This is a genomic window from Aeromonas enterica (assembly GCF_054052465.1).
Genome location: NZ_JBSTYL010000013.1, coordinates 1 through 22,528 on the forward strand (window position 1 = coordinate 1; position 22,528 = coordinate 22,528).

A 22,528-nucleotide genomic window follows, 5' to 3' on the forward strand; every position below is an offset into this window, starting at 1 on the left:
TTCGCTTTTCTTTCGGCGCCGGCTTCACAAGGAAGCTGGCTCATCAGTCCGGCGTGCTCCGCCGTGCTGGTAGGGGCGCATTATAGGGAGCGGCTTCGGGATGACAAGGCTTTTTTTGAAGAAAGTCACGGAAACTTCAAAATATCCAATTAGAAACAGCTTACTCAGTGTATATATACAGTGTTATCCACAAGCCGATGATTTCAGTCCTGTTTTATCATCATTTAAGTGGGTCTTCCCCCATTAGGGGATGCCATACTGGAACGGATAATGTGTCCCAAGTGGTCCATGGTAGCGCCCAGCTGGAAAGCTGGTTACCATGGAGGTGAATAGAGTGTTGCACCTTTTTTGCTTTCATTTACAAAAGGTCTTTAAAGATGAATTTATCCAAGTTTCCCGTTTATGTGCAGGCGGCCATCCTCGCTCTGGTATTGGCGCTGGTTGGTTATCTGGTTGCCCAGGCTCTGCAGTTTTCTTTGAAAGCCGAAGTGATTTTTGCTGTGGGTCTGGCCATTGGTGGTTTCATCGTGCCGCTGCTCCTTAAGCGGACACCTGCCGCCACCGCCGAACTGGTCTCCGGCCAAGAGACTTGCACCTTATATGTAGGCAATCTGCCATACCGTGCCAACGAGATTGCCGTACGCGAGCTGTTTGCCGAACAAGGTCAGGTGATCTCTGTCCGTTTGATGAAGGACAAGGCTACCGGCAAGCGCAGAGGGTTTGGTTTCGTGGAGATGCCTGCCGCCGACGCCGCCAAAGCCATCGCCGCACTCAACGACAAGGAGTATCAGCAGCGCACCCTCAAGGTACGCGAAGCCAATGACAAGCGGGATAAAGATGAACGAGAAGGCACTGAGGTTGACGCCTGATCGCTGACCAGACGTCCGCTAGAACCTGACTTCTTCGAGTGATGACAGCCCCCAAGCTTGCAAGGGGGCTGTCAGTTTTTGGGCTTCTGTATCCAACCGGGTGCAATAGGCCCTGGCCTGCACCACGGCTTGATCAGGTTTCTCAGCAATAGGCGTCAATAGATGTGTAACCCGTCTTGCCACTGCGTTCCCTGAATCCACCAGCTGACATCCTGGCATCAGCTGTCGGATCTCGTCATTGAGCAGCGGAAAGTGGGTGCAGCCCAGCACCAGCGTATCAGGCCTTTCCTCTCCTTCCATCCAGTCCACCAGCACCTCCTGCAGCAACGCCATGTTTACCGGTCGTCCCGCCAGCTTGTGCTCGGCTTCGATGACCAGTTCAGTCGCGCCCTTGAGCAACACCCGCTTGCCCGGAGCAAACTGGGTAATAAGGTGGTGAGTATATTCACGGCTGACGGTGCCCGGGGTCGCCAGCAGACCGATACAGCCATTTTGGGTCAAGGCGGCAGCCGGTTTGATAGCAGGCACCACGCCAACAACCGGAATGGTCAGGGCAGCCCGCAAGGATGGCAGGGCTATGGTGCTGGCCGTATTGCAGGCAATCACCACCAGGTCGATGGCATGCTCGGCCACCATGTGACTAACCAGCCGGGTGCAGGCTGCAATGAGTGAAGCCTCGCTCAGCTCGCCATAGGGGAAGTTGGCGTTGTCGAAACAATAGAAGTAGTTGTGTGCCGGTAGCGCACGGCGGATCTCGCGATAGATGGTCAAGCCACCCATGCCGGAGTCGAACACTAGAATATTGGCCACCTAACCTCCCCCTGTGGTGCAAGGCGGCGATCATACTCCCGCCAACCACCAATAGAAAAGGCCCTGCACATGGCAGGGCCCTTGATTTTTCTACCATGCAGCCATGGTTTAGAGTGAGTAATCCACTGTCACGTAGTAGGCACGCTCGTCGGCCGGGTAGCCCACCGAAGTCTGGTACTCCTTGTCCAACAGGTTGTTGATCTTGCCGGAGACCTTCCAGGCAGGCGTGATCTTGTAACCCATCGCCAGATTCCAGACGCTGTAACCACCCAGTTGAGTTGTATTGGCGGCGTCACCATAGCGCTCCCCCTGATAGATCCAGCTCAACGAGCCGTCAAACTGTTGCCACTGTGCCTGAGTCACCCACTTGGCCCCTTTGCGGGAGATCAGCTGCAGTTGCTTGTCGGTGACCTTGTCCTTGGGATCCTTGTACTCGGCAGATACCCGGTGACTCAGCCAACCAGTATCGAACTCCCCTTCCAGTTCGACCCCTTCAATTCGTGCCTTGCCGACGTTTTGTGGCGTCCACATGTCCTGATCATCGGGTGCCCACTGGATCATCTGCTCGAAGTCGTTGCGATAACCGGTCACTCGCCACTCTACACCGGCGCTCTGGCCATCCAGCATCAGCTCGCTGCTCTTCGACTCTTCCGGCTTCAAGTTCGGATTGCCGGAACCCGGATAGTAAAGGTCATTGAGGGAAGGAGCACGGAAGCCGGTGCCATAACGGGCACTCAGGCGGTAATCCTCCACAAAGCGCCAGCCTGCCCCGGTCTGCCAGGTGTTGTGACGGCCAAACTGTTCGTTGTCGTCGCTGCGGCCGCTCAGCTCGGCCTGCCACACCTTGTTGTCAAACTGGGCCAGGGCATAGAGCCCGGTGTTGTCACGATCAGTGGCATCGGCTGGGAAAGCGGTACCCGAGGAGCGGGAACGATCATCCAGCATGTCGCGCTGCCAGTCGGCACCACCGCCCAAGGTCCAGCTCTCGTCCAGCTTGACGCTGTTGACCCAGTTCAGAGTGTATTGGCGGGTATAGAGCCGGTCAGTGGCCTGATCACGGCCACTGGTATCCGGGTAGTCATAGGCATCCTGCTTGGAGAAGGCCCCGCGCAGTTCGCTCAGGTAACGATCATCGTGATAACGAGATCCCAGCTGGTAACTCTGGTTTTCCGTCCAGGTTTCGTTGCGCTGATGGAAAGCCGGGCCCCAGGCAGAAGCCGCAGAGGATCGGTCGTACTGGGCGATGTTGCGGAACCAGCGGGTCGTCCCGAACAGATCCCAATTGCTGGTAAGCGCCTGCTGATAGTCCAGCATCGCGTTATAACCGCGGTGGCCGTGGCGATCGCCATCATTCACACCGGCAATAGGATGCACGTTGTAGCCTGACTCGTCATCAAAACCACCGGCAACCTTGAGCTGACCCGCTTCGCCTACCTGGCTGGCGCTGCTGAAAGAAGCCTGGCGCTGCTGATGGGAACCGGCACCCACATTGAATTTGTGCTGATTGGTGCCCTGGTCCGGGCGGGTAATGATGTTGATCACCCCGCCGATGGCGTCGGAACCATAGATGGTGGCGCGCGGGCCACGGATGTATTCGATACGCTCCACCTGATTGAGCGGCAGGTTGTTGAGCTCGGTCATCCCGGCGGTCAGGGAGGCGCTACGCACCCCATCCACCAGCACCAGCGTCTGGGAAGATGTGCCGCCGCGAACTCGCAGCGAGCTCATCTGGCCGCGGCCACCATTGCTGACAACCTCAACTCCGGGCAGGGTCTTGACCACATCGGTCACCGTCTGGGCTTGCAGGCGATCTATCTCGTCCCGGGTCACTACATTGACAGGGGCCAGCACGCTGGAAGCGGGTTGGGCGACGCGGGTGGCAGTCACCACCATGGTGGGATTGACAGGAATGGTCAGCTGTTGGGCGAAGGCCGCCGTTGGCAACAGGGCAGCCACCAATAATTTCTTGGACATGAGAGATCCTTAAGTTCGCGTAAGCATCTACTTCGTGGCCGGTTTCTCTCGGCCCGAAATACGAACTTTGGCAGGTCTTCGGGCTGGGGGGCTGATGGCCTACGGCGACGGCTTCCCACCTGACGGCAGTGCCCTGATGTCGCTTCGTTCCCCCTTACCGCTGCGCGCCAGCTCCGGATTTTCACCGGATTCCCTATTAAGCATGATGCGCCAAAGCGCGGGGATTATAAGAAGAGCAAAGCCGGATGTATAGCCATCCAGATTTCTATTTTCTGTTTCCCAATGCCGCCAGCCGCTGCTTCGCCCCCTCCATCACCGCCAGTACACCGGGATGGGAGAGATGACGACCGGCCGACACCAGATAGTAGGAGAGGGTGACCTCGGACAGGGTGGCAATTCGTTCGACACCATAGATCCGTCCGATCTCGTCGGCCATGGCCAGCGGCGCCGGGAAGATTCCCATCCCCGCCTTGCCGAATGACTTCATCAGGGTCGAGTCGTCGAACTGGCCGACCAGATGGGGATGGATTCCCTGTTGGTGATACCAGGCCAGCAGACGATCATGGGTCGCCGACTTCTCCCCCGGAATGAGCAGAGGCAACCCCTCAAGGGAAGCGGGAAATCCCTGGCGCGCCCGTGCGGCCAGCTCAGGACTGGCAAACAGCGCCAACGGGCTGCGCCCCAGCTCGTGATTATGGCCACGCACGCCACTGTCGGGCGGCAACGGACGATCGATCAGCACCATATCCAGCTTGTGCCTGGCCAGCTCGCTGAACAACAGCTCGGCCCGCTCTTCATGGCAAACCAGTCGCAGCGGGGTCGCCAGCACCATAGCAGGAGCCAGCAGCTCGAATGCCAGGGTACGAGGTACGGAGTCGGCGATCCCCACCTGCATGGTCAGCTCCTGGCTGGCATGGCGCAGGGTGTGCTCGAGATCGGCACCGAGCGAGAAGATGGCACCCGCCTGTTCGAGTGCCTGACGACCGGCGGCGGTCAGGGCAAGCCGCCTGCCCACCCGGTTGAACAGCGCCACCCCGAGGGAGAGCTCCAGCTCCGCGACCTGACCGCTGACAGTCTGCGGCGTAAGGTGCAACTGCTCGGCGGCCCGCGTCACACTACCGCTGCGCGCCACATGCCAGAAGTAATAGAGCTGTTTGTAGTTGAGCATCGGGTCCCTTATCAGTTTCTACCGAACAATCATCAATCAAAATCTGATTTTATCGAAACATCTTGCACTCTAGCATGCAACCACCCTGTGAATTGCCTCCTGCGAACTCCCATGCTGGATGTTGTTGTACTCTTTTTCCTGTTTGGCCTGCTGGCCGGTCTGGTGCGCTCCGAGCTCAAGCTGCCACCCGCGCTCTACGATACTCTCTCCCTCTTTCTGTTGCTGGCCATCGGCCTCAAGGGCGGCGTCGGCCTGGCGCAGCAATCGCTGCAACCGTTATTACCGCAACTGGCACTGGTGATCCTGCTCGGCATGCTGCAGACCCTGGCCGGGTTTGCCGTGCTGCGCCTCAAGATGAACCGGGTCGATGCCGCCGCCACCGCCGCCCACTACGGCTCGGTCAGCGTGGCGACCTTTGCGGTCGGGGTGAACTGGCTGACCGAGCGCGGCATCAGCTTCGAATCACAGCTCTCCATCTTCCTGGCGGTGATGGAGATCCCCGCCATCCTGGTCGGCATCGTGCTGGCCCAGGGAGTGAGCCGGCAGACCCGCTGGCGCCGGCTGGCCCATGAAACCTTCCTCGGCAAGGGGGTCACCCTGCTGCTCGGCGGCATGGCCATCGGCTATCTGGCCGGTCCCGACGGGATTGCCCCGCTCAAACCCCTGTTTGTCGACCTGTTCAAGGGGGCGCTGGCGCTGTTCCTGCTGGAGATGGGCCTCATCGTCGCCCGCCAGTGCCAGGACCTGCGCCGTCACGGTCTGTTCCTGCTCGGCTTCGCCCTGCTGATGCCGCTTGCCTCGGCGGGCCTGGGCCTGGTGATCGGCCAGCTGATGGGGCTCTCTCTCGGTGGCCTGACCCTGCTGGCTACCCTGGCAGCCAGCGCCTCCTATATCGCCGTGCCGGCCACCATGCGCATCGCCGTCCCTCAGGCCAATCCGGGCCTGTCGCTCAGCGCCGTGCTGGGGGTCACCTTCCCGTTCAACATCATGCTGGGGATCCCGCTCTACCACAGCTGGGCCCGTCACTTCACGGAGTAGCCACATGCAGACCGAGATCCGCACCCTGCTCACCGTCATCACGGAAGCGAACCTGGAACCCACCCTGCTGCGCACCCTCACCCGCGAGGGGCTGCGCGGCTACACCATCACCGATGCCAGAGGCCGCGGCGACCACGGTGAGCGCAATGCCAGTTGGAGCGAGAGCGGCAACATCCGGCTGGAGGCGATCTGCAGCCGCGAACAGGCGGAACGCCTGCTCGCCCACCTGCAGAGTCGCTACTACCCCGACTATGCCATGGTCGCCTTTTTGCAACCGGTCGAAATCGTGCGACCCGAAAAATTCTGAGCCGGCTTGCCGGCTCTTTTTGCCAACCAGAGACAAACGTTTGACTGCAAGGAGTCATCAGCCATGAATACCCCTCCCCTGATCGGCCTGGTAATGGGATCCGACTCCGACTGGCCCGTGATGCAGGCCGCCGCCCGCATCCTCAAGGAGCATGGCGTCCCCTACGAGGCGCGCGTGGTCTCGGCCCACCGCACCCCGGATCTGCTGTTCGAATATGCCGCCAGCGCCCGTGAGCGTGGTCTGTGCGCCATCATCGCCGGGGCTGGCGGCGCCGCCCACCTGCCGGGCATGGTGGCCGCCAAGACCACCATTCCGGTGCTGGGTGTGCCCATCCCGACCCGCCAGCTCAAGGGGATGGACTCCCTGCTCTCCATCGTCCAGATGCCCAAGGGGGTGCCGGTCGCCACCTTCGCCATCGGCGAGGCGGGCGCCGCCAACGCCGGCCTGTTCGCGGTCTCCCTGCTCTCCGTCGCGCAAGACGGCGATGCCCCCCGCTATCAGCAGCAGCTCGACGGCTTTCGCGCCAACGAACGCGACCGGGTGCTGGCCCTCACGCTGGAGGACCCGGCATGATACTGCCACCCGCCACCCTCGGCATGTTGGGGGGCGGCCAGCTCGGCCGCTACTTCGTGATGGCCGCCCACCGGCTCGGCTACAAGGTGGTGGTGCTGGACCCCGATCCCGCCAGCATCGCCGGTGCGGCAGCCGATCACCATATTGTTGCCGCCTATGACGACCCGACCGCCCTGCACGATCTGGCTGGCCGCTGCGCCGCCGTCACCTGCGAGTTCGAGAACGTGCCGGCCACCGCCCTGGCCCTGCTGGAGCAGTGCCAGCCGGTACGCCCGGCGGCCAGCTCAGTCAGCATCTGTCAGGATCGACGGGAGGAAAAAGCCTTTCTGGCCCGCGCCGGTGTACCTGTTGCCCCCAACCAGACCCTGCAGCCGGGCGAGCCACTACAGGCGCTGCCTGCCTCCCTCTTCCCCGCCATCCTCAAGACCGCCCGCGAGGGGTACGACGGCAAAGGCCAGTGGACCATTCAGGCCGCCGACCAGCTGCCGGCAGCGCTGGCCGCCAGTGGCGTCCCCTGCGTGCTGGAGAAACGGCTGGCGCTGGAGGGGGAGTTTGCCCTGACCCTGGCCCGCAGCCCGAGCGGCGCCATCAGCGCCCTGCCGCTGGTGCAGAACTGGCACAGCGGCGGCATTCTCGATCAGACCCGCTCCCCGGCCAATGTGCCGGCGCTGGAAGCCGACGCCAGACGCATCGCCGAGCAGCTGATCGCCGCCCTCGGCTATGTCGGCGTGCTGACGGTGGAGTTCTTTCTGGTGGAGGGACGGCTGCTGGTCAACGAGCTGGCGCCACGCCCCCACAACTCGGGCCACCCCAGCCTCGACAACGCCGAGTGCAGCCAGTTCGAACTGCAGGTGCGCGCCCTGTGCGATCTGCCGCTGCCCGCCCGGATCGCCGTGCGCCCCGCCATGCTGCTCAACCTGCTGGGGGATCTCTGGCAGGCCGGCACGCCAGACTGGGCCGCCTTGCTGGCACTGCCCGGCGTGCATCTGCACCTCTACGGCAAGGGTGAACCCCGCCCCGGCCGCAAGATGGGCCATGTCACCATCACAGCCGCAGACTGGCCGACGGTGGAAGAGACCTGCCACCGGGTACGCCAGCTGTTGGGGCTGCCGCCACGCTGAGCGCTTAACCGCGCACAAAAAAAGACCCGGGCCAGGCCCGGGTCTTTTCATTGCTTGCTGCGACAGGCGGGTGATCAGGCCCGCTCGACCGATACCGGCGCCGGCAGGCGGATGGTGAGGGAGAGCACCAGCGCCACCACCAGCAATACCAGGATCAGGTTGAAGGTTGCCATGAAGCCGCCAAACAGGGAGGCCACGATGGAGCCGATGATGCTGCCGAGACCAAAGCCCAGATAGATGACGCCGTAGTTCTTGGTCAGGTTGTTGAGACCGAAGAAGTCGCTCACCAGCGAGGGGTAGACGGTGATGGTACCGCCGAAGCTGAATGCCACACAGGCGACCGCCACGAAGAAGAGGTTGGCGTTGAGCGGCACGAACAGCAGCAGCACCATACCCGCCAGGGTAATCAGCTGGGCGATGGTGATGACCCGGATACGGGACATCTTGTCGGAGAGGATCCCCAGCACCAGCCGGCCACCCAGGTTGGCCATGGCGATGATGGCGACCGCATTGGCGGCAACTGCAGTCGACAGACCCACCATGTTCTCGCCGATATCCTTGGCCACGCCGATGACATAGAGACCGCTCATGCAGGCGGTGAGGAACATCAGCGCCAGCATCCAGTACTGCGGCTTGCGCATCGCCTCGGCCAGGGTGAAGTCGCGGCTTTCGCTCTGCTGAACGGAGGTGGCCTGCTTGGGCGCATCCTTCATCAACATGCCACCCACCAGCACCATGGACATGGCGATCAGCCCCCACAGCTGGAAGGTGGTCTCAAGGCCGGAGCTGGAGAGCAGCAGCAGGTTGATATATTTGAAACCGAGACTACCGAGGCCATAGGCACCGATGGAGCAGGCGGAGATGAGGCCCTTGCGCTCCGGGAACCACTTCACGCAGTTGGAGAGGGTCATCAGGTAACCGGTCCCGTCGGCAAAACCGACCAGAATGCCCGCGCAGAGGTAGAGCATCGCCAGATTGCTGGCGTGGGCGGTGAGGAAGAAGCCGATGCCGAGCAGAACGCCAGCACCCAGAGTGACGTTGCGCACCCCGAACCGCTCCTGCAGCTTGCCCGCCAGAGAGGAGGCGACTGCCAGCGAGAGGCTGAGCAGACCAAAGGCGAAGGCGACCTGACTCACCGGCTCGTCCAGCTTGTCGGAGAGCTGGGCGTTGAACAGGCTCCAGGTGTAGACAGAACCCAGTGCAAACTGGGTGATGATGGTCCCCAACAGGGTGAGGTAGCGGGTGCGGTTCATCTCTTTGGTCATGATGCGTCTCGGTCGATGGCCTTAAGGAAATTGAGGCCACTATAGGCAAGACGCAGCTCGCGCCGATCGATTAAGGCATGAAATGCAGATCGGCGGGAATGAATGACAATCAGAGCCGCATCAGCTGACGGAACGCCTTGATGTTGCTGCGGCTAACCGGCACCTCGAACGGCAGATCATGGAGCCGGATGAGATAGGTGCTGTTGAACCAGGGCACTATCTCGCGGATCTTGTTGATGTTGACGCAGTAGGATCTGTGGCAGCGAAAGAAGCCCTCCGCCGGCAAGCGGCTGACAAACTCGCTGAGGGCCATGGTCATCACGTAACGATCGGTGCGGGTGTAGACATGGGTGAGCTTCTCGTCCGCTTCCGCGTAGTAAATCTGTTCGCAGGGAGTGACTATGATGCGCTCCCCCTTCACCAGATTGACGGTGCGATTGTGCGGCGTACCCGGCTCGCTCCCCTGTCCCGCCTGCGACTTGCCCGCATGCTCGAGCTTTTGCAGCAGATGGATGATGCGCGGCTCGTTGTAGGGCTTGAGGATGTAGTCGAACGCCTCCAACTCGAACGCCTCCACCGCAAACTCCTTGTAGGCGGTGACGAAGACGATGTGGGGCGGATGGCTCGACTTGTGCAGGTTCTTGGCCAGCAGCAGGCCGTCGATGGAGGGGATCTGGATATCCAGGAACACCACGTCCACCTCGTGATCCTGCAGGTACTTGAACGCCTCCAGCCCATCCTCGAAGCTTGCCACTATCTCGATCTGGCTGTGCTGGTTCACCAGATAGATCAGCTCCTCGCGAGCCAGATATTCGTCTTCCACTATGATGGCTTTCAGCATGGCATTGCCCCCTGATGGGAAGAGGAACAGGCCAACGGCGCCTCTAGAGTCAGAGACTCGTCCTCAACCGTGATATCTCTCAACATGGCATCGCCTCCTGATCCGGCAGATAGAAACAGACTTCGGTACCCGGCTCCAGTCGTCTGAGCTGCAGGCCGTCACCGTACAGCAGCTTGACCCGCTGATGAACGTTCATCAGGCCTATGCTGCGGCTCTCCACCCGACCGGCGGCCACCCCGTCGATCACCGCCTGACTGATGCCATAGCCGGTATCGCGCACCGCCACCCGGATGCCACCCGCCAGTTGCTTTACCTCGATAGTGACGCGGCCCGGCGCACTGCGGGGCTGGATGCCGTGCAGGATGGCGTTTTCCACCAGCGGCTGCAACAGCAGGCTCGGCACCTGGATGTGGACGTCGTCCACCTCGAACACCACCTCCAGCTTGTCGCCGAAGCGGGCCTGCTCGATGGCCACGTAGTCGCGCACCTGCTGCAGCTCTTCCTGAATGTCGATCAGCTCATCCCCCTTGTTGAGGTTGTAGCGCAGGTAGTCCGCCAGATTGGCAATGAGCTGGCGCGCCTGCTGGGGCCGGATGCGGATCAACGACGAGATGGCGTTGAGGGCATTGAACAGGAAGTGCGGGTTGATCTTGCTCTGCAACGCGGTGAACTCCGCCTTGCGGGTCATCTCCTTGAGCTGCTCGATGCGCGACACCTCCATCTGGGTGGAGATGAGCTGGGAGAGGCCCACCGCCATCTCCCGCAGCGAACTGGTGATGCTGTGGGTGCGGCGGTAGTAGATCTTGAGGGTGCCGCTGACGGCGCCGTTTTCCCGCAGCGGGATGATGATGACGGAATGAAAATCTGACAGATGATACTGGCGCAGATCGTTGTTGATGATGATCTGGTCCAGCAGCACGGCCCGCTGGGTCATGTCGCTGATGGCGTGGTGCTCGTCCAGCTCATAGTAATCCTTGCCCACCCCCACGTAGGCCAGCACGTCGCGAGTATCCGTGATGGCCACCGCATCGGCATGGATCTCGTTGCAGATGACGCCGCACACCTGGCCGAGGGAGTGGCGATCGACCTTCTGGAAGAAGGGCAGCGTCTTGTTGGCGATATCCAGAGCCAGCTTGGCCTGCTTGGCGGCAATCAGCTCCTTCTCGTCATCCAGATCCTGCACCAGCTTGATGATGAGCCCGATGCAGAGCGCCCCGGCGATCATCGGATAGGCGATGTGGCTGACGATCTCCACCCCTACCTCATGGGGTTCGGTCAACAGCCAGATCAGCAACATGGTCAACCCCTCGCAAAACATGCCCGCCAGTATGCCGTAGAGCCAGAGTCGCGACTTGCGGCAGCGCAGGTGCAACCAGGTGGCAAGCAGGCCGGCGATGATGCTGGCGATGAGACAAGGGATCGAGGTGTGGCCATCCATGTCGATGAGATAGCGGTGCAGACCGGAGATGACCCCGGCCGGAATGCCGACCCAGGGACCAAACAGGATGCCGCCCGAGATGATGGCGATGATCCGCACGTTGATCAGCGCCCCCTCTACCGGAATGCCGGTGTAGGTACTGAATACGGCGAACAGGCCGAAGATGGAGGCGACCAGCACCAGCTCCGCCGGGGTGTGATCCCGTTTCTGGAACAGCCGCTGGAACGGCCGGGTGCGGGTCAGAAAGAACAGGGTCATCAGCATCAACGCCGCCCGTTCGAATACCGCCAATAACATCATCTGATTTTCGAGCATGGGGCTCTCCGGCCTGTGACCACAAGGGGCGCACGATAGAACGTATCGATCCGGGGACTGCTGATTCCGATCAAGCCCGGGATTATGCCCATGCCACGAGACCCGGAGAAGGCAGCCCCTCATCGGGTGCAATAGTTTACCTCAGTTGGCCGAATGAGGGTGACACGCGGACGGCGTGACACATATGGATGTATCCACCAAGCCCGAAACTGACGCTCAGAAGCCGAATTCAGGACGACAGGGTCGCCAGCCGGGCGGCAAATCCCATGAAGAAGAGGCCGATGAGGCCATTGCCGAGCCGGGCAGCGGTTTGACGCTGGTGGAAGAAGCGCGCCATCAGGGTGCCGCCGAAGATCAGCAGGGTCAGATAGACGAAGCTCATGGCCTCCAGCATGCCGGCCAGCACCAGGTAGGAGAGCCAGGTGTGGGCATAACTGAAGTCGATGAACTGCACGAAGAAGGAAACGTAAAACAGGATCGCCTTGGGATTGGTGAGGCTCAGGGTCAGAGCCTTGGTGAAGTAACGCTCCCCCGGATCCACCGCCGACTCCTGCCCCGCCTTTCTGGCGATGAAGTTGGCGTGCACTATCTTGACCCCCAGGTAGAGCAGGTAGATGGCGCCCAGATAACGCACCAAGGTGAACAGCAAGGGGGTGGTGCGGATGAGGGAGGCGATGCCCAGATAGGCGCAGAAGATCAGGATGGCATCGCCGACGAAGACGCCAAGCGCAGCCCGATAACCGGGCCCGACGCCACGGCTCGCCCCGGTGCGCAGCACATAAAGGGAGTTGGGGCCCGGCGCTATAATGATGAAGAAGAGCCCGACCAGATAGGTCCAGACGTTGATGACTCCCAGGCTTTCGAACATGTTCTCTCCATGGCGGGTGCTGACCCGGTTAGCGCTGCGGCAAGATTTCCATACTAATCCGCCGTCCGCCAAGTACAAGCTTCTGTCAGCAGTATTGCCCCGCCACCCAGCCCGATGACCAGGCCCACTGGAAGTTGTAGCCGCCGAGCCAGCCGGTCACGTCCACCACCTCGCCGATGAAGTAGAGGCCGGCCACCTTGCGCGCCTCCATGGTCTTTGAGGAGAGCTCGTTGGTATCCACGCCCCCCAGCGTCACCTCGGCGGTGCGATAGCCTTCGGTGCCATTGGGCAGGATCTGCCAATCTCCCAGCAGGGTGGCGATGGCCTCCAGCTCGCGCTCGTTGCACTGACGCATGGGCTTGTTGATGAGCTGACCCAGCTCCACCAGCTTGTCGACGAAACGCTTGGGCAGCTCGCGTCCCAGCACTGTTTTCAGCTCCTGCGCAGGATGGGCCTGCGCCCAGGCCTTGAGGGCCGCAGGAATATCCAGCTCGGGCAGCAGGTTGAGGTGGATTTTCTCTCCCGCCAGCCAAAACGAAGAGATCTGAAGGATGGCAGGGCCCGAGAGGCCGCGGTGGGTGAACAACATGGCCTCCTTGAAGCGGGTGCCATCTTCGGCGGTCACGGCCACCGGCAGGCTGACTCCGGCCAGATCGGCAAAGGCCTCCTTGTCGGCCTGATGCAGAGTGAAGGGTACCAGACCGGCGCGGGTGGGCAGCACAGTCAGACCGAACTGCTCCGCCAGCTTGAAGCCATAAGGGGTGGCGCCGAGTTTCGGCATGGAGAGGCCACCGGTGGCCACCACCAGCGAGTGGCAGCTTATCTCCCCCTGACTGGTCGCGAGCACGAAACCTTCATCGGTTTTGCTGACGGTAAGGATCTCGGTCTGAAACTGCAGGGTGACACCAGCCCAGTCACACTCGGTGAGCAGTACGTCGACTATCTCCTTGGCGCTTTCGTCACAAAACAGCTGGCCCAGGGTTTTCTCGTGGTAGTTGACCCCATGCCGGTCCACCAGATCGATGAAATCCTGCTGGGTGTAGCGCGCCAGCGCCGACTTGCAAAAGTGGGGATTGCCCGAGAGGAAGGCGTGGGGCCCTGTCTGATGATTGGTGAAGTTGCAACGACCGCCGCCGCTGATGAGGATCTTGCGGCCCGGCTTCTTGGCATTGTCGAGCAACAACACGGATCGGCCCCGATAGCCCGCCTGCTGCGCACACATCAAACCGGCCGCACCGGCCCCGATCACCACCACATCAACCTGCTTCATCATCACTCACTTATCCAAAGAAAAACGGCCCCTTTATACGAAAGACCGTCATTGTACCCAGCAGAAACCACCGCAGCGGTTTCATGGCTGCTGCAATAGAAAACGGCCCCTATACGAGGGGCCGTTATTGTACTGGCTGAACACTAAGTGTCCATGACTATCAGGCGTTGCCATCCATGACGCTGGCAGGGGCGCCCTTGGCCAGCTCGGCCAGCTCCTTGTCGATGAAGTAGAGACCCTTGCCATCTTCGCCCACCAGCGACAAACGGTCGACGATGCTCTTGAACAGCTTCTCCTCTTCATGCTGCTCGGCCACGTACCACTGCAGGAAGTTGAAGGTGGAGTAGTCCTGGGTAGTGAAGGCCACATGGGCCAAACCGTTGATGCACTTGGTGATGTGGTACTCGTGCTCCAGGGTGGTGCGGAAGATGTCACCCAGCGAGTTGAACTCGTGGGGAGGCGCATCGATGGCGCCCAGCATCGGCATGGCGCCGGTCTCGCTCACGTAGGTGAACAGGCGCTCCATGTGCTGACGCTCCTCGACCGCGTGCTGGCGCAGGAAGGTGGCGGCCCCTTCGAAGCCCTTGTCCTCGCACCAGGCGCTCATCTGCAGATAGAGATTGGAGGAATAGAATTCAAGATTAATCTGCTCGTTCAACTTCTCGATCATGGCTTTGGCCAACATGATGATTCTCCACTGTGATTTGGTCACGATTGTCGCCACTGTTTCATCACGAATCAACCAGATACGGTGGCCCAAGCTCTCAGTTGTGACAGCTTTTCACCTCATCCTATCCCCCATACGGTTATAGAGAAGCAAAGAAACATGGTGTAGGTGGATTCAGCCATTATGATGGCGCCAGTGGTCGGGGAAAGGATTCAATGAGATTCATAATGGCAATGGCATTGCTCTGGATAACCCAGTTGCAGGCCACTCCCTCCTTGCTGGAAGAGGCTGAATTGCAGGCGGCGCGCGATCCCGTCGGCTATTTGCAGCGCCTGGATGCTCACCCGCAGCAGGATATGGAGCTGTTTCATGCCAGAGCCCTGGCCTTGGCCGCCCTGGGACGCTATCCACAAGCCCTGCTCGACAATGCCCGGGCTCGCGGGCTGGCCAGCGCCCAGCAGGAAACCCTGCGCCTGCTCGACTTCAAGTTGCAACAGATAGCCCTCACCCTGGATACGGAGGCGCCGGATCAGGCCCTCGCCCTGCTGGCGCAACTCAAGTCCGCCGTTGCCAACCATCCCATGCAGGATTCCGAGTGGCACGCCCTGAACGGGCTAGCCCTCTATCACACCCAGCAGTTGAAAGAGGCGATCGCCGAACTCAAGACCGCCTTCCAGCTCAAGCGATCCGCCCCGGACAACCCCATCTCCAACCTGCAGTGTGCCCGCCTGCTGATGACACTCGGCAACCTCTATGCCGACCTGAGCCTGGCCAAGGAGGCTGAAACCTATTATCGGGAAGCCTTGCAGCTGATGGTGAAACTGGACGAGCCCAACAGCCAGACCATCATCCGGGCCAACATGGCGCGGCTCTACATAGATACGGATCGCCCCGCCCAGGCCCGGCAACTGCTCGACGGCCTGCTGGCCACCCCGGATCTGGCGCCGGACTATCGCGCCATCATGCTCGGCTATCAGGCCATGGCGTTCAATGCAGAGGGCAACTGGGCGGGTGCCCTGCGCAGTCTGGACGAAGCGCAGGCACTCTATCAGCAGCTGGGTTACCCGGAGGCGGGAGTGCGCCTGCTGGAGACCCGAGCCAGAGCATTGCAAGGCAGCGGCGAGAAGCAGCTCGCGCTGCAGCTGCTGACGGCCCAGGGGCAAGTCAGTGTCAGCAGCAAGGCGCTGCAAGCCAGCCTGCTGGCCGATCAGGGCCGCTATCCCGAGGCCTATCAGGCGCTGACCGACTACATGAGCGATTACAAGCAGCACTTCAACCAGACCCTGAGCCAGCATGCCACCGCCTTCCAGGCCGAGATGGATCTGGCCCGCAGCGAAGCCAGCAACCGGGCGCTGCAACAGGAGAACGAGCGCAAGCGTCAGCAGTTGCTGCATCAACAGAGTGCCCGCAACTACCAGCTGGCGCTGGTCGGCCTGCTGGCCGGCGCCCTGCTGCTGCTGGGGATCACCACCCACAGGCTGCACCGCAGTTCACGCCACCTCTACAAGCTCGCCACCTTCGATCAGCTGACCGAGCTGCCAAACCGCCGCGCCCTGCTGGAACGGCTGGCAATCCAGTGGCAGCAGGAGGGCCCGCTCACCCTGCTCATCATCGACATCGATCACTTCAAGCAGATCAACGACCGTCACGGCCATCAGGCGGGGGACAGGGCGATCCAGCGGCTGGCGCGGGAGCTGAGATCCTGGGCGCCCGACCTGCAACTGGTCGGACGCTGGGGAGGCGAGGAGTTTCTGGTGGCGGTACCGGTGCCGGCGGAGGATTGCTGGCATCTGGCCGAGCGGCTGCGCCAGCGGATTGCCCAGCTGGACAATCCCCGCATGACCATCAGCATAGGTGTTGCAGGGCGTTCACCGGTCGACGAGGGGCTGGGTCAGCTTATTCACCGGGCCGACATGGCCATGTATCAGGCCAAGCGCCAGGGCCGCAACCAGACCATATTGGCGACGACCCCTTCGGCGCAGGATGAACTGGCCAGCAGCGTGGCCTGATGACCCGTCAAGCCACCGGCTCTGGATCAATGGGAGCCATGGAGCAACAGCCCACTCTGGCTCAGGGCAGCAGCTCGGTCAGCGAGGCCAGATCCACCGGTGCGCCGTAATCCACGCCCGGCAGCTCGAAGCCGTTGAGCTGCATGAAATCCTGCCGCAGCCCGGCGAAATCCCCCAGGGTATGGAAGTTGTCCGGTGTCACCTTGGACCAGAGCGTGGAGACGGCGGCCTGAATGGCCGGGTCCAGCTCGTAGTCATCCATCCGGATCAGCCGGTTGCCATCGGCCACCACCCCTTGCGGGCCATACATCTTGCTGGCAAACAACCGCTGCATCTGCTCGATGCAGCCTTCGTGCACGCCGCGCTCCTTCATCACCCCCATCAGCAAGCCCAGGTAAATCGGCAGCACAGGAATATAGGCGCTCGCCTTGGTCACCAGCGCCTTGCAGACAGACACCCAGGCGTGACCGCCGATGTCGGCCAGTTGCAGATTGATGGTTTCGGCGGTGGCGTGCAGATGCTCCTTGGCGTAACCAATGGTGCCATCCCGATAGAGGGGATAGGTCGATTCGGGGCCGATATAGGAGTAGGCCACAGTCCGGGCGCCAGGAGCGAGGCAATCCGCCTGCTGCAACGCCTGCAGCCAGAGCTGCCAATCCTCGCCGCCCATCACAGTGACGGTATCGCGGATCTCCTCCGGGGTGGCAGGCGCCAGCGATTGCTGCACCAGGGAGTCATGCTCCAGATCCAGCCCCCAGCCACTGAATGGCTGGCCCGTGGTCTTGAGCACGGAACGCACCTGAGTGCCATCCGGCAGCACCCGGATGCCGCTCGCCAGCGAGTAGATCACCAGATCCACCTGGCCCAGCTGCTGGCGGATGGTGTCGATGGCCTGCTGACGCATCCCGTCGGAGAAGGCATCACCGATCAGGTTGACGGCGATGCGCCCGGCCTGCTCCGCCGCCTTGCGAAACCAGATGTTGTTGTACCAGCCCGCGCTGCCGAGCCCCTTGTCGGACGGGCCCCGCTCGAACGACACGCCGACGGTATCGGCACCGGCGCCGAAGGTGAGCGCGACGCGCGACGCCAGCCCGAATCCGGAGGAGGCCCCCAATACCAGCACCCGCTTGGGCCCGTCGAACGGGCCCGCCGCCCTGACGCTGGCGATCTGTTGCAACACGGCGGCGCGGCAGCCGATGGGGTGACAGTTGCGGGCGACGCAACCCTGGATCTGCGGGTGAATGATCATGAAGGGATCTCCAAAGGAACTGGCTACAGCATAACCAAGAAGTCGCGGATTACCTTGATGTCGGGCGGGATATCGGCAGTAAGGGGAGAGAAAAACAGGAGGGAGCGCGAGGCTCCCCAAAGCGGTATTCAGATGCTTTTTGTTGTTTTTGTGTTCATTGCGAAGCACGGGCACATCCTATGCCCGTCACCTCTTGTGGGCAAGCCGGCGGGTGTGACCTGCTTCAAACTCCTGTTCGATTTATAGCCATATTTTCGCCTTCGGCCGAAATGGAGCTCCATAAGAAGCTTATTTAAATCCCAAAACTGTGCCGGATACACCATTTTAGTTTCATCAGACATTGGTATAGTGGACCCAGGATCAGTGAGGAGAACTCCCATGAATGGAACCTATTACAAACACATACTGGCCGCGATCGACCTGTCGGAGGACAACCGCAAGGTGATCGAGAAGGCGGTCGACCGGGCCCGCTCCAACGGCGCCAAGCTGTCGGTGATCCATGTGGACGTGGACCTCAAGGATCTCTACACCGAGATGATCGATATCGACATCGACAACGTGCAGGATCAGGTGATCGCCGAAGCGAAAGAGAAGCTGGAGACCTTCTTGGCCTCGGTGGACTACCCCATCGAGAAGAAGCTGGTGATCTGCGGCGATCTGAGCGAGCGGGTCAACCAGGCGGTCAAGGATTACCAGATCGATCTGCTGGTGTGCGGTCATCGCCAGAGCTTCTGGAGCCTGCTTACCTCCAGCGCCCGCCAGCTGATGAATACCGTGCCCTGCGATCTGCTGGTGGTGCCCTTGCAGAAGTGATCAAACAGGCGTAGCTTGATTTGCCATGAATATGACCATCTTCAATCACAACTACTGGTGGTGCTGCTTATAAACAGGCGGCACTGCTTTTCTATGTAAAATTTTCCAAAGAAAACACCGTGACCGCCGAGAGGCGGTCATTGTTTTTATCCCTTTGTCGCCTCCCGGCCCACCCCAACTGGAGAGAGTGACATGCACAACCCCATCATACTGACCGGCGACCGTCCCACCGGCAAACTGCACATAGGCCACTACGTCGGTTCCCTGCGCCAGCGCGTCGAGGCCCAGCACCACTACCGCCAATTCGTGATGATCGCCGACCTGCAAGCGCTGACCGACAACGGCCACAACCCGACCAAGGTGACCGACAACGTGCTGGAGGTGATGGCCGACTATCTGGCGGTCGGTCTCGACCCGGCCAAGACCACCTTCTGCCTGCAGAGCGCCCTGCCCGCTCTCGCCGAACTGACCAGCTACTACCTCAATCTGGTCAGTGTCGCCCGGCTGGAACGCAACCCCACCGTCAAGGCGGAGATCCAGCAGAAGGGGTTCGAGCGCAGCCTGCCGGCGGGTTTTCTGGTCTATCCGGTCAGCCAGGCCGCCGACATCACCGCCTTTCGTGCCAGCCATGTGCCGGTAGGCGAGGATCAGCTGCCCATGCTGGAGCAGACCAACGAGATAGTGCGCCGCTTCAACGCCCTGGTAGGCAAGGAAGTGCTGACCGAGTGCCAGCCGATCCTGAGCGACACCGGCCGCCTGCCCGGCATCGACGGCAAGGCCAAGATGTCCAAATCCCTCGGCAACACCATAGAACTCGGTATGTCAGCGGAAGAGGTGAAACAGGCGGTGTTCGCCATGTATACCGACCCCAATCACCTCAAGGTGAGCGATCCGGGTCAGGTGGAGGGCAATACGGTATTCGCCTATCTGGATGCCTTCCATCCCGACAAGGCGCTGGTGGCCGAGATGAAGGCCCATTACCAACGCGGCGGGCTGGGTGACATGCGCTGCAAACAGGTGCTCAACGACTGCCTGCAAACCCTGCTCGCCCCCATGCGGGAGCGTCGTCAGGCTGCCATCGCCGACAAGGATAAACTGCTGGCGCTGCTCTATCAGGGCACCGAGCAGGCCCGCGTCATCACCGACGAGGTACTGGCGGAGGTAAAAAGCGCCATGGGACTGAATTACTTCGCCGCATTGGCCTGATCCAGACCACGCTGCGCCGGGCTGCCGAGCGCATCCGCGCCGTAGCGCTCGAAGGCGAGCCGGTGCAGCAGCCCCTTGAACCAGCCGATGGCCTCGTCATGGGCGGTGAGCGGGTGGCCCGCCATCAGGTAGACGATGGGAATGTCGGGATCCAGCTGATGCAGGCGCAGCGGGTAGTAGCGGCAGAAGTGGCGCCCTATCATCTCGGGCACCACCACCAGATAGCGGCCGGTCGCCATCAGCGGTGGCACCGCCATAAAACTCGGCAATCTGACCCCCAATTCACGCTCGACCCCGAAACGGGCCAGCCAGAGCTCCACCATGGCCTGGCTGTGCCCCCAGCTGGAGGTATGAATATGGGGGCGGCTGACCAGCTCGGCCGGCCCCAGTACGTCCGGCAGCTCGCTGCCAAGCGGTGACAAGCAGACCAGCGGGTTGTTGAACCAGGGCTCGCGCCACAGCCGGGGCGAGAGGTGGTTGGCATCGGCGAACCCGATCACCAGATCCAGCTCCCCCTTCTCCAGCTCCCGCTCATAGTCGCTGTCCGCCAGCTCGCACACCTCCAGCCGACAGTGGGGCGCCTGCCGGTGCAGCCGCTCCACCAGCACCGGCACCAGGCCATGTTCCACCGAACCCGGGGTGGCGATGCGGAAGATCCGCCGTGCGCTGGCGGGATCGAATCCCTTTGCCTGCCGCAGCCCCTGCTCCAGCATGGCCAGCGCCTGGCGCACCGGCCCGGCCAGCGCCTTGGCCCGCTCGGTCGGCATCATCTCGCGCCGGCTCATGACGAACAAGGGATCATCCAGCGCCTGCCGCAACCGCCCCAGCGCATGGCTGACGGTCGACTGGGAGAGGTGCAGACGCTCGGCGGCGCGGGTAACATTGCGCTCCTGCATCAACATGTCGAACACGGTCAGCAGGTTGAGGTCGAGGCGAGAAAGAGGGAGTTCCATCGATAATGGCCATAGTTGAATGACGACAATTCATTTTTGGCATAGTAGCAGATTGCATAGAATGCGCTGGCGAATTACATCGGAGATTAAAATGCGTAGCTATCTGTTGTTGCTGGCGATTGGCCTGTTGTGGGGATCCCAGTTTATTTTCATGCATCAGGCCGTGACCGAATTACCCCCCATCATGGTGGCAGCCGGTCGTGCCTTGTGTGGCAGCCTGACCCTGGGTCTGCTCTGCCTGTTCATGCGTCTCAAGAGCGAGCACACCCCCTGGCGCACCTACATGCTGATCGCCCTGCTCGATGCCACCCTGCCCTTCATCATGGTGGCCTGGGGTCAACAGTATGTAGATAGCGCCATCGCCGCCGTGGTCATGGGTTGTATCCCCTTTGTGACCATTCTGGCTGCGCCCCTGTTTATTTCTGGTGAAAAAATCACCAAGGGCGGGCTGATCTCGGTGATCATAGGTTTCGTCGGCGTGCTGGTGCTGTTCTGGCCGAAACTGGCCAGCGGCATGAACGCCGGTCTGCTCGGTGCCATGGCGATCCTGTTCGGCGCCAGCTGCTTTGCCATCGGCCTGCTGATGATCAAGCGCTTCGCCAAGGACCACCCTGTGGTAGTGGCGCGCAACATATTGATCTCGTCCGCCATCCAGCTGATGCTGGCCGCCCCCTTCGTCACCGATCTGAGCGCCCTCACCATGCCGAGCCAGCAGGTCATAGGCGCTGTGGCAGTACTGGGCGTCTTCTGTACCGGTCTGGTCTACTTCCTCTATATGGCGCTGATCCAGAAGGCGGGTCCGACCTTTGCCTCCTTCAGCAACTACCTGGTGCCGCTGTTTGGCGTCATGCTGGGTGCCCTGTTCCTCGGCGAACAGATCCAGTCCACCACGGGCGTGGCGCTGACCCTGATCCTGGGCTCGGTCGCCCTGAACCAGTGGGCACAGCAACGCCGCGCCCAGCGGGAGGCCACCCTATGTCAGGCCTCCTGACCACCCTCTGTGGCGGCCTGGTGCTGATTGCCGGCTGGCAATACCGCCAGCGGCTGGCCGGCGTGCTCGGCCTGCTGATGGTGCTGCTGCCCTGGTTTTTCGACAGCAAGCTGCAAGCCATGCTGAACTATGCGTTGAGTGCCTGAAGTCCATCTCTGAATGTGTGACGAGAGTGTATCTCTCCTGTTTTTGGGACCGTTTTTTAAAAAACCTCCGATTTGTCCCCTCTACCGGCGCACTGCGCCGGTTTTTTTATGGCTGCCTTTCGCTGCCAGCACCGACGACGCCAAGCTCCCTTGCACATCATTCCCGGTAGCGATAGCTGAGCCGCTCGTTCTTGCGCGGCCCCGTGATCTGCCAGCCGAGCAGAAAGCCGCTCGTGGTCTGCGTCAGCTCGGCACTGTAGTGATCCTGGCCACACAGGTGGGGCTCTGCGGTCAGCCAGCGGCCATCTCCTTGCGGCAGCAACTCGAACAACTCGACCGGCTGTTCGTAACGCAGGTGAGAAAGCAGGATCCCCCGCGCGCCTCGCCGCCACCAGAATCGGTTGTGCATGGTGAGCACCCGGCCATGGGGCGTGGTATAGCGCCCCTGCTCCGTAAAGAGCCAGCCACCCTGATGATCGGTCACCAGCACGTCACCCTCACCACGCCCGCACCAGTCGGTCGCGGACCCTTCCCCATTGCTCGCCTCGAAGGCAAATGCTCCGATCTGTGGTAACTGCTCCCATAAACGCTGGATCGCGCTTTCCAACTCGGCCATCATAGCGCCCTCCAAATTGAC

23 protein-coding genes and 1 riboswitch are annotated in these 22,528 nt (G+C 61.4%); of the genes, 11 read left to right on the plus strand and 12 right to left on the minus strand.

Annotated elements, in window-relative coordinates:
- The first annotated feature begins 377 nt into the window (after window positions 1–377).
- Entirely contained in the window at window positions 378–869 is a 492-nt protein-coding gene (locus ACW5XD_RS14110; RefSeq protein ID WP_456495421.1) for an RNA recognition motif domain-containing protein, read from the plus strand.
- Between the two features lie 18 nt (window positions 870–887).
- Here ACW5XD_RS14110 and murI read toward each other — a convergent pair whose 3' ends face one another.
- From murI to ACW5XD_RS14125, 3 genes are all read right to left on the minus strand, one after another.
- Entirely contained in the window at window positions 888–1,679 is a 792-nt protein-coding gene (gene murI, locus ACW5XD_RS14115) for a glutamate racemase (RefSeq protein WP_456495422.1), read from the minus strand.
- A 108-nt stretch (window positions 1,680–1,787) separates the two neighbouring features.
- Window positions 1,788–3,653: a TonB-dependent receptor domain-containing protein gene (locus tag ACW5XD_RS14120; RefSeq protein WP_456495423.1), complete on the minus strand. Its 1,866-nt coding sequence runs from the start codon at window positions 3,651–3,653 to the stop codon at window positions 1,788–1,790.
- 52 nt (window positions 3,654–3,705) lie between these two features.
- Window positions 3,706–3,883, minus strand: a riboswitch (cobalamin riboswitch).
- A gap of 35 nt (window positions 3,884–3,918) precedes the next feature.
- Window positions 3,919–4,821 (minus strand): LysR family transcriptional regulator, encoded by a 903-nt coding sequence (locus ACW5XD_RS14125; RefSeq protein ID WP_456495424.1) that lies wholly within the window; start codon window positions 4,819–4,821, stop codon window positions 3,919–3,921.
- A 111-nt stretch (window positions 4,822–4,932) separates the two neighbouring features.
- Here ACW5XD_RS14125 and ACW5XD_RS14130 point away from each other — a divergent pair, with 111 nt between their 5' ends.
- From ACW5XD_RS14130 to ACW5XD_RS14145, 4 genes are all read left to right on the plus strand, one after another.
- Window positions 4,933–5,859 (plus strand): sodium-dependent bicarbonate transport family permease, encoded by a 927-nt coding sequence (locus ACW5XD_RS14130; protein ID WP_005306982.1) that lies wholly within the window; start codon window positions 4,933–4,935, stop codon window positions 5,857–5,859.
- 4 nt (window positions 5,860–5,863) lie between these two features.
- Window positions 5,864–6,166, plus strand: a complete 303-nt coding sequence (locus ACW5XD_RS14135; protein WP_005306985.1) for a P-II family nitrogen regulator — start codon at window positions 5,864–5,866, stop codon at window positions 6,164–6,166.
- Between the two features lie 63 nt (window positions 6,167–6,229).
- Complete coding sequence (purE, locus tag ACW5XD_RS14140) at window positions 6,230–6,739, plus strand: 5-(carboxyamino)imidazole ribonucleotide mutase (RefSeq protein WP_456495425.1); 510 nt, start codon at window positions 6,230–6,232, stop codon at window positions 6,737–6,739.
- The gene (locus ACW5XD_RS14145; RefSeq protein ID WP_456495426.1) at window positions 6,736–7,860 is read left to right on the plus strand and encodes a 5-(carboxyamino)imidazole ribonucleotide synthase; all 1,125 of its coding nucleotides are present in this window, start codon (window positions 6,736–6,738) and stop codon (window positions 7,858–7,860) included. Before purE ends, ACW5XD_RS14145 begins: the two co-directional genes overlap by 4 nt.
- A 74-nt stretch (window positions 7,861–7,934) precedes the next feature.
- On the opposite strand, the gene ACW5XD_RS14150 is transcribed toward ACW5XD_RS14145, so the two are convergent.
- From ACW5XD_RS14150 to ftnA, 6 genes are all read right to left on the minus strand, one after another.
- Window positions 7,935–9,125, minus strand: a complete 1,191-nt coding sequence (locus ACW5XD_RS14150; protein WP_456495427.1) for an L-lactate MFS transporter — start codon at window positions 9,123–9,125, stop codon at window positions 7,935–7,937.
- A 109-nt stretch (window positions 9,126–9,234) separates the two neighbouring features.
- Complete coding sequence (locus tag ACW5XD_RS14155) at window positions 9,235–9,966, minus strand: LytR/AlgR family response regulator transcription factor (RefSeq protein WP_456495428.1); 732 nt, start codon at window positions 9,964–9,966, stop codon at window positions 9,235–9,237.
- Window positions 9,967–10,045: 79 nt separating this feature from the next.
- Window positions 10,046–11,719 carry a LytS/YhcK type 5TM receptor domain-containing protein gene (locus ACW5XD_RS14160; protein WP_456495429.1) on the minus strand — a complete coding sequence of 558 codons (1,674 nt, stop codon included), beginning with the start codon at window positions 11,717–11,719 and terminating at the stop codon, window positions 10,046–10,048.
- Between the two features lie 229 nt (window positions 11,720–11,948).
- Window positions 11,949–12,587, minus strand: coding sequence for a leucine efflux protein LeuE (gene leuE / locus ACW5XD_RS14165; protein WP_456495430.1), 639 nt, complete (start codon window positions 12,585–12,587; stop codon window positions 11,949–11,951).
- 85 nt (window positions 12,588–12,672) lie between these two features.
- Entirely contained in the window at window positions 12,673–13,857 is a 1,185-nt protein-coding gene (locus ACW5XD_RS14170; RefSeq protein ID WP_456495431.1) for an NAD(P)/FAD-dependent oxidoreductase, read from the minus strand.
- A 160-nt stretch (window positions 13,858–14,017) separates the two neighbouring features.
- Window positions 14,018–14,542 (minus strand): non-heme ferritin, encoded by a 525-nt coding sequence (gene ftnA / locus ACW5XD_RS14175; protein WP_042873592.1) that lies wholly within the window; start codon window positions 14,540–14,542, stop codon window positions 14,018–14,020.
- Between the two features lie 209 nt (window positions 14,543–14,751).
- Here ftnA and ACW5XD_RS14180 point away from each other — a divergent pair, with 209 nt between their 5' ends.
- Entirely contained in the window at window positions 14,752–16,533 is a 1,782-nt protein-coding gene (locus tag ACW5XD_RS14180; protein WP_456495432.1) for a diguanylate cyclase domain-containing protein, read from the plus strand.
- A gap of 61 nt (window positions 16,534–16,594) precedes the next feature.
- Here ACW5XD_RS14180 and fabV read toward each other — a convergent pair whose 3' ends face one another.
- Window positions 16,595–17,782 carry an enoyl-ACP reductase FabV gene (gene fabV / locus ACW5XD_RS14185; protein ID WP_456495433.1) on the minus strand — a complete coding sequence of 396 codons (1,188 nt, stop codon included), beginning with the start codon at window positions 17,780–17,782 and terminating at the stop codon, window positions 16,595–16,597.
- Between fabV and ACW5XD_RS14190 the strand changes: the two genes are divergently transcribed.
- The 3 genes from ACW5XD_RS14190 to trpS all read left to right on the plus strand — a co-directional run bounded on the left by ACW5XD_RS14190 (window position 17,771) and on the right by trpS (window position 19,801).
- Entirely contained in the window at window positions 17,771–18,028 is a 258-nt protein-coding gene (locus tag ACW5XD_RS14190; RefSeq protein ID WP_456495434.1) for a hypothetical protein, read from the plus strand. The two genes, fabV and ACW5XD_RS14190, sit on opposite strands and share 12 nt — an antisense overlap.
- Before the next feature lie 132 nt (window positions 18,029–18,160).
- Window positions 18,161–18,595, plus strand: coding sequence for a universal stress protein (locus ACW5XD_RS14195; protein ID WP_042873586.1), 435 nt, complete (start codon window positions 18,161–18,163; stop codon window positions 18,593–18,595).
- A 192-nt stretch (window positions 18,596–18,787) separates the two neighbouring features.
- Window positions 18,788–19,801 carry a tryptophan--tRNA ligase gene (gene trpS, locus ACW5XD_RS14200; protein ID WP_456495435.1) on the plus strand — a complete coding sequence of 338 codons (1,014 nt, stop codon included), beginning with the start codon at window positions 18,788–18,790 and terminating at the stop codon, window positions 19,799–19,801.
- Here the strand turns inward: trpS and ACW5XD_RS14205 are convergent.
- The gene (locus ACW5XD_RS14205) at window positions 19,780–20,754 is read right to left on the minus strand and encodes a LysR substrate-binding domain-containing protein (RefSeq protein ID WP_456495436.1); all 975 of its coding nucleotides are present in this window, start codon (window positions 20,752–20,754) and stop codon (window positions 19,780–19,782) included. The two genes, trpS and ACW5XD_RS14205, sit on opposite strands and share 22 nt — an antisense overlap.
- A gap of 91 nt (window positions 20,755–20,845) precedes the next feature.
- Here ACW5XD_RS14205 and ACW5XD_RS14210 point away from each other — a divergent pair, with 91 nt between their 5' ends.
- Entirely contained in the window at window positions 20,846–21,745 is a 900-nt protein-coding gene (locus ACW5XD_RS14210) for a DMT family transporter (protein ID WP_456495437.1), read from the plus strand.
- Window positions 21,730–21,891 (plus strand): hypothetical protein, encoded by a 162-nt coding sequence (locus ACW5XD_RS14215; protein ID WP_456495438.1) that lies wholly within the window; start codon window positions 21,730–21,732, stop codon window positions 21,889–21,891. The genes ACW5XD_RS14210 and ACW5XD_RS14215 overlap by 16 nt, the downstream gene beginning before the upstream one ends.
- A gap of 157 nt (window positions 21,892–22,048) precedes the next feature.
- On the opposite strand, the gene ACW5XD_RS14220 is transcribed toward ACW5XD_RS14215, so the two are convergent.
- A complete protein-coding gene (locus ACW5XD_RS14220) occupies window positions 22,049–22,507 on the minus strand; it encodes a DUF6314 family protein (protein ID WP_456495439.1) in 459 nt (152 codons plus the stop codon).
- Between the last annotated feature and the right edge of the window lie 21 nt (window positions 22,508–22,528).

Excerpts from the sequence above, each read along its gene's own strand:
- ACW5XD_RS14110 (WP_456495421.1), top strand. The coding sequence starts at position 378 with ATGAATTTATCCAAGTTTCCCGTTTATGTGCAGGCGGCCATCCTCGCT.
- ACW5XD_RS14120 (WP_456495423.1), bottom strand. The coding sequence starts at position 3,653 with ATGTCCAAGAAATTATTGGTGGCTGCCCTGTTGCCAACGGCGGCCTTC.
- ACW5XD_RS14125 (WP_456495424.1), bottom strand. The coding sequence starts at position 4,821 with ATGCTCAACTACAAACAGCTCTATTACTTCTGGCATGTGGCGCGCAGC.
- ACW5XD_RS14130 (WP_005306982.1), top strand. The coding sequence starts at position 4,933 with ATGCTGGATGTTGTTGTACTCTTTTTCCTGTTTGGCCTGCTGGCCGGT.
- ACW5XD_RS14135 (WP_005306985.1), top strand. The coding sequence starts at position 5,864 with ATGCAGACCGAGATCCGCACCCTGCTCACCGTCATCACGGAAGCGAAC.
- purE (WP_456495425.1), top strand. The coding sequence starts at position 6,230 with ATGAATACCCCTCCCCTGATCGGCCTGGTAATGGGATCCGACTCCGAC.
- ACW5XD_RS14145 (WP_456495426.1), top strand. The coding sequence starts at position 6,736 with ATGATACTGCCACCCGCCACCCTCGGCATGTTGGGGGGCGGCCAGCTC.
- ACW5XD_RS14150 (WP_456495427.1), bottom strand. The coding sequence starts at position 9,125 with ATGACCAAAGAGATGAACCGCACCCGCTACCTCACCCTGTTGGGGACC.
- ACW5XD_RS14155 (WP_456495428.1), bottom strand. The coding sequence starts at position 9,966 with ATGCTGAAAGCCATCATAGTGGAAGACGAATATCTGGCTCGCGAGGAG.
- ACW5XD_RS14160 (WP_456495429.1), bottom strand. The coding sequence starts at position 11,719 with ATGCTCGAAAATCAGATGATGTTATTGGCGGTATTCGAACGGGCGGCG.
- leuE (WP_456495430.1), bottom strand. The coding sequence starts at position 12,587 with ATGTTCGAAAGCCTGGGAGTCATCAACGTCTGGACCTATCTGGTCGGG.
- ACW5XD_RS14170 (WP_456495431.1), bottom strand. The coding sequence starts at position 13,857 with ATGAAGCAGGTTGATGTGGTGGTGATCGGGGCCGGTGCGGCCGGTTTG.
- ftnA (WP_042873592.1), bottom strand. The coding sequence starts at position 14,542 with ATGTTGGCCAAAGCCATGATCGAGAAGTTGAACGAGCAGATTAATCTT.
- ACW5XD_RS14180 (WP_456495432.1), top strand. The coding sequence starts at position 14,752 with ATGGCAATGGCATTGCTCTGGATAACCCAGTTGCAGGCCACTCCCTCC.
- fabV (WP_456495433.1), bottom strand. The coding sequence starts at position 17,782 with ATGATCATTCACCCGCAGATCCAGGGTTGCGTCGCCCGCAACTGTCAC.
- ACW5XD_RS14195 (WP_042873586.1), top strand. The coding sequence starts at position 18,161 with ATGAATGGAACCTATTACAAACACATACTGGCCGCGATCGACCTGTCG.
- trpS (WP_456495435.1), top strand. The coding sequence starts at position 18,788 with ATGCACAACCCCATCATACTGACCGGCGACCGTCCCACCGGCAAACTG.
- ACW5XD_RS14205 (WP_456495436.1), bottom strand. The coding sequence starts at position 20,754 with ATGGAACTCCCTCTTTCTCGCCTCGACCTCAACCTGCTGACCGTGTTC.
- ACW5XD_RS14210 (WP_456495437.1), top strand. The coding sequence starts at position 20,846 with ATGCGTAGCTATCTGTTGTTGCTGGCGATTGGCCTGTTGTGGGGATCC.
- ACW5XD_RS14215 (WP_456495438.1), top strand. The coding sequence starts at position 21,730 with ATGTCAGGCCTCCTGACCACCCTCTGTGGCGGCCTGGTGCTGATTGCC.
- ACW5XD_RS14220 (WP_456495439.1), bottom strand. The coding sequence starts at position 22,507 with ATGGCCGAGTTGGAAAGCGCGATCCAGCGTTTATGGGAGCAGTTACCA.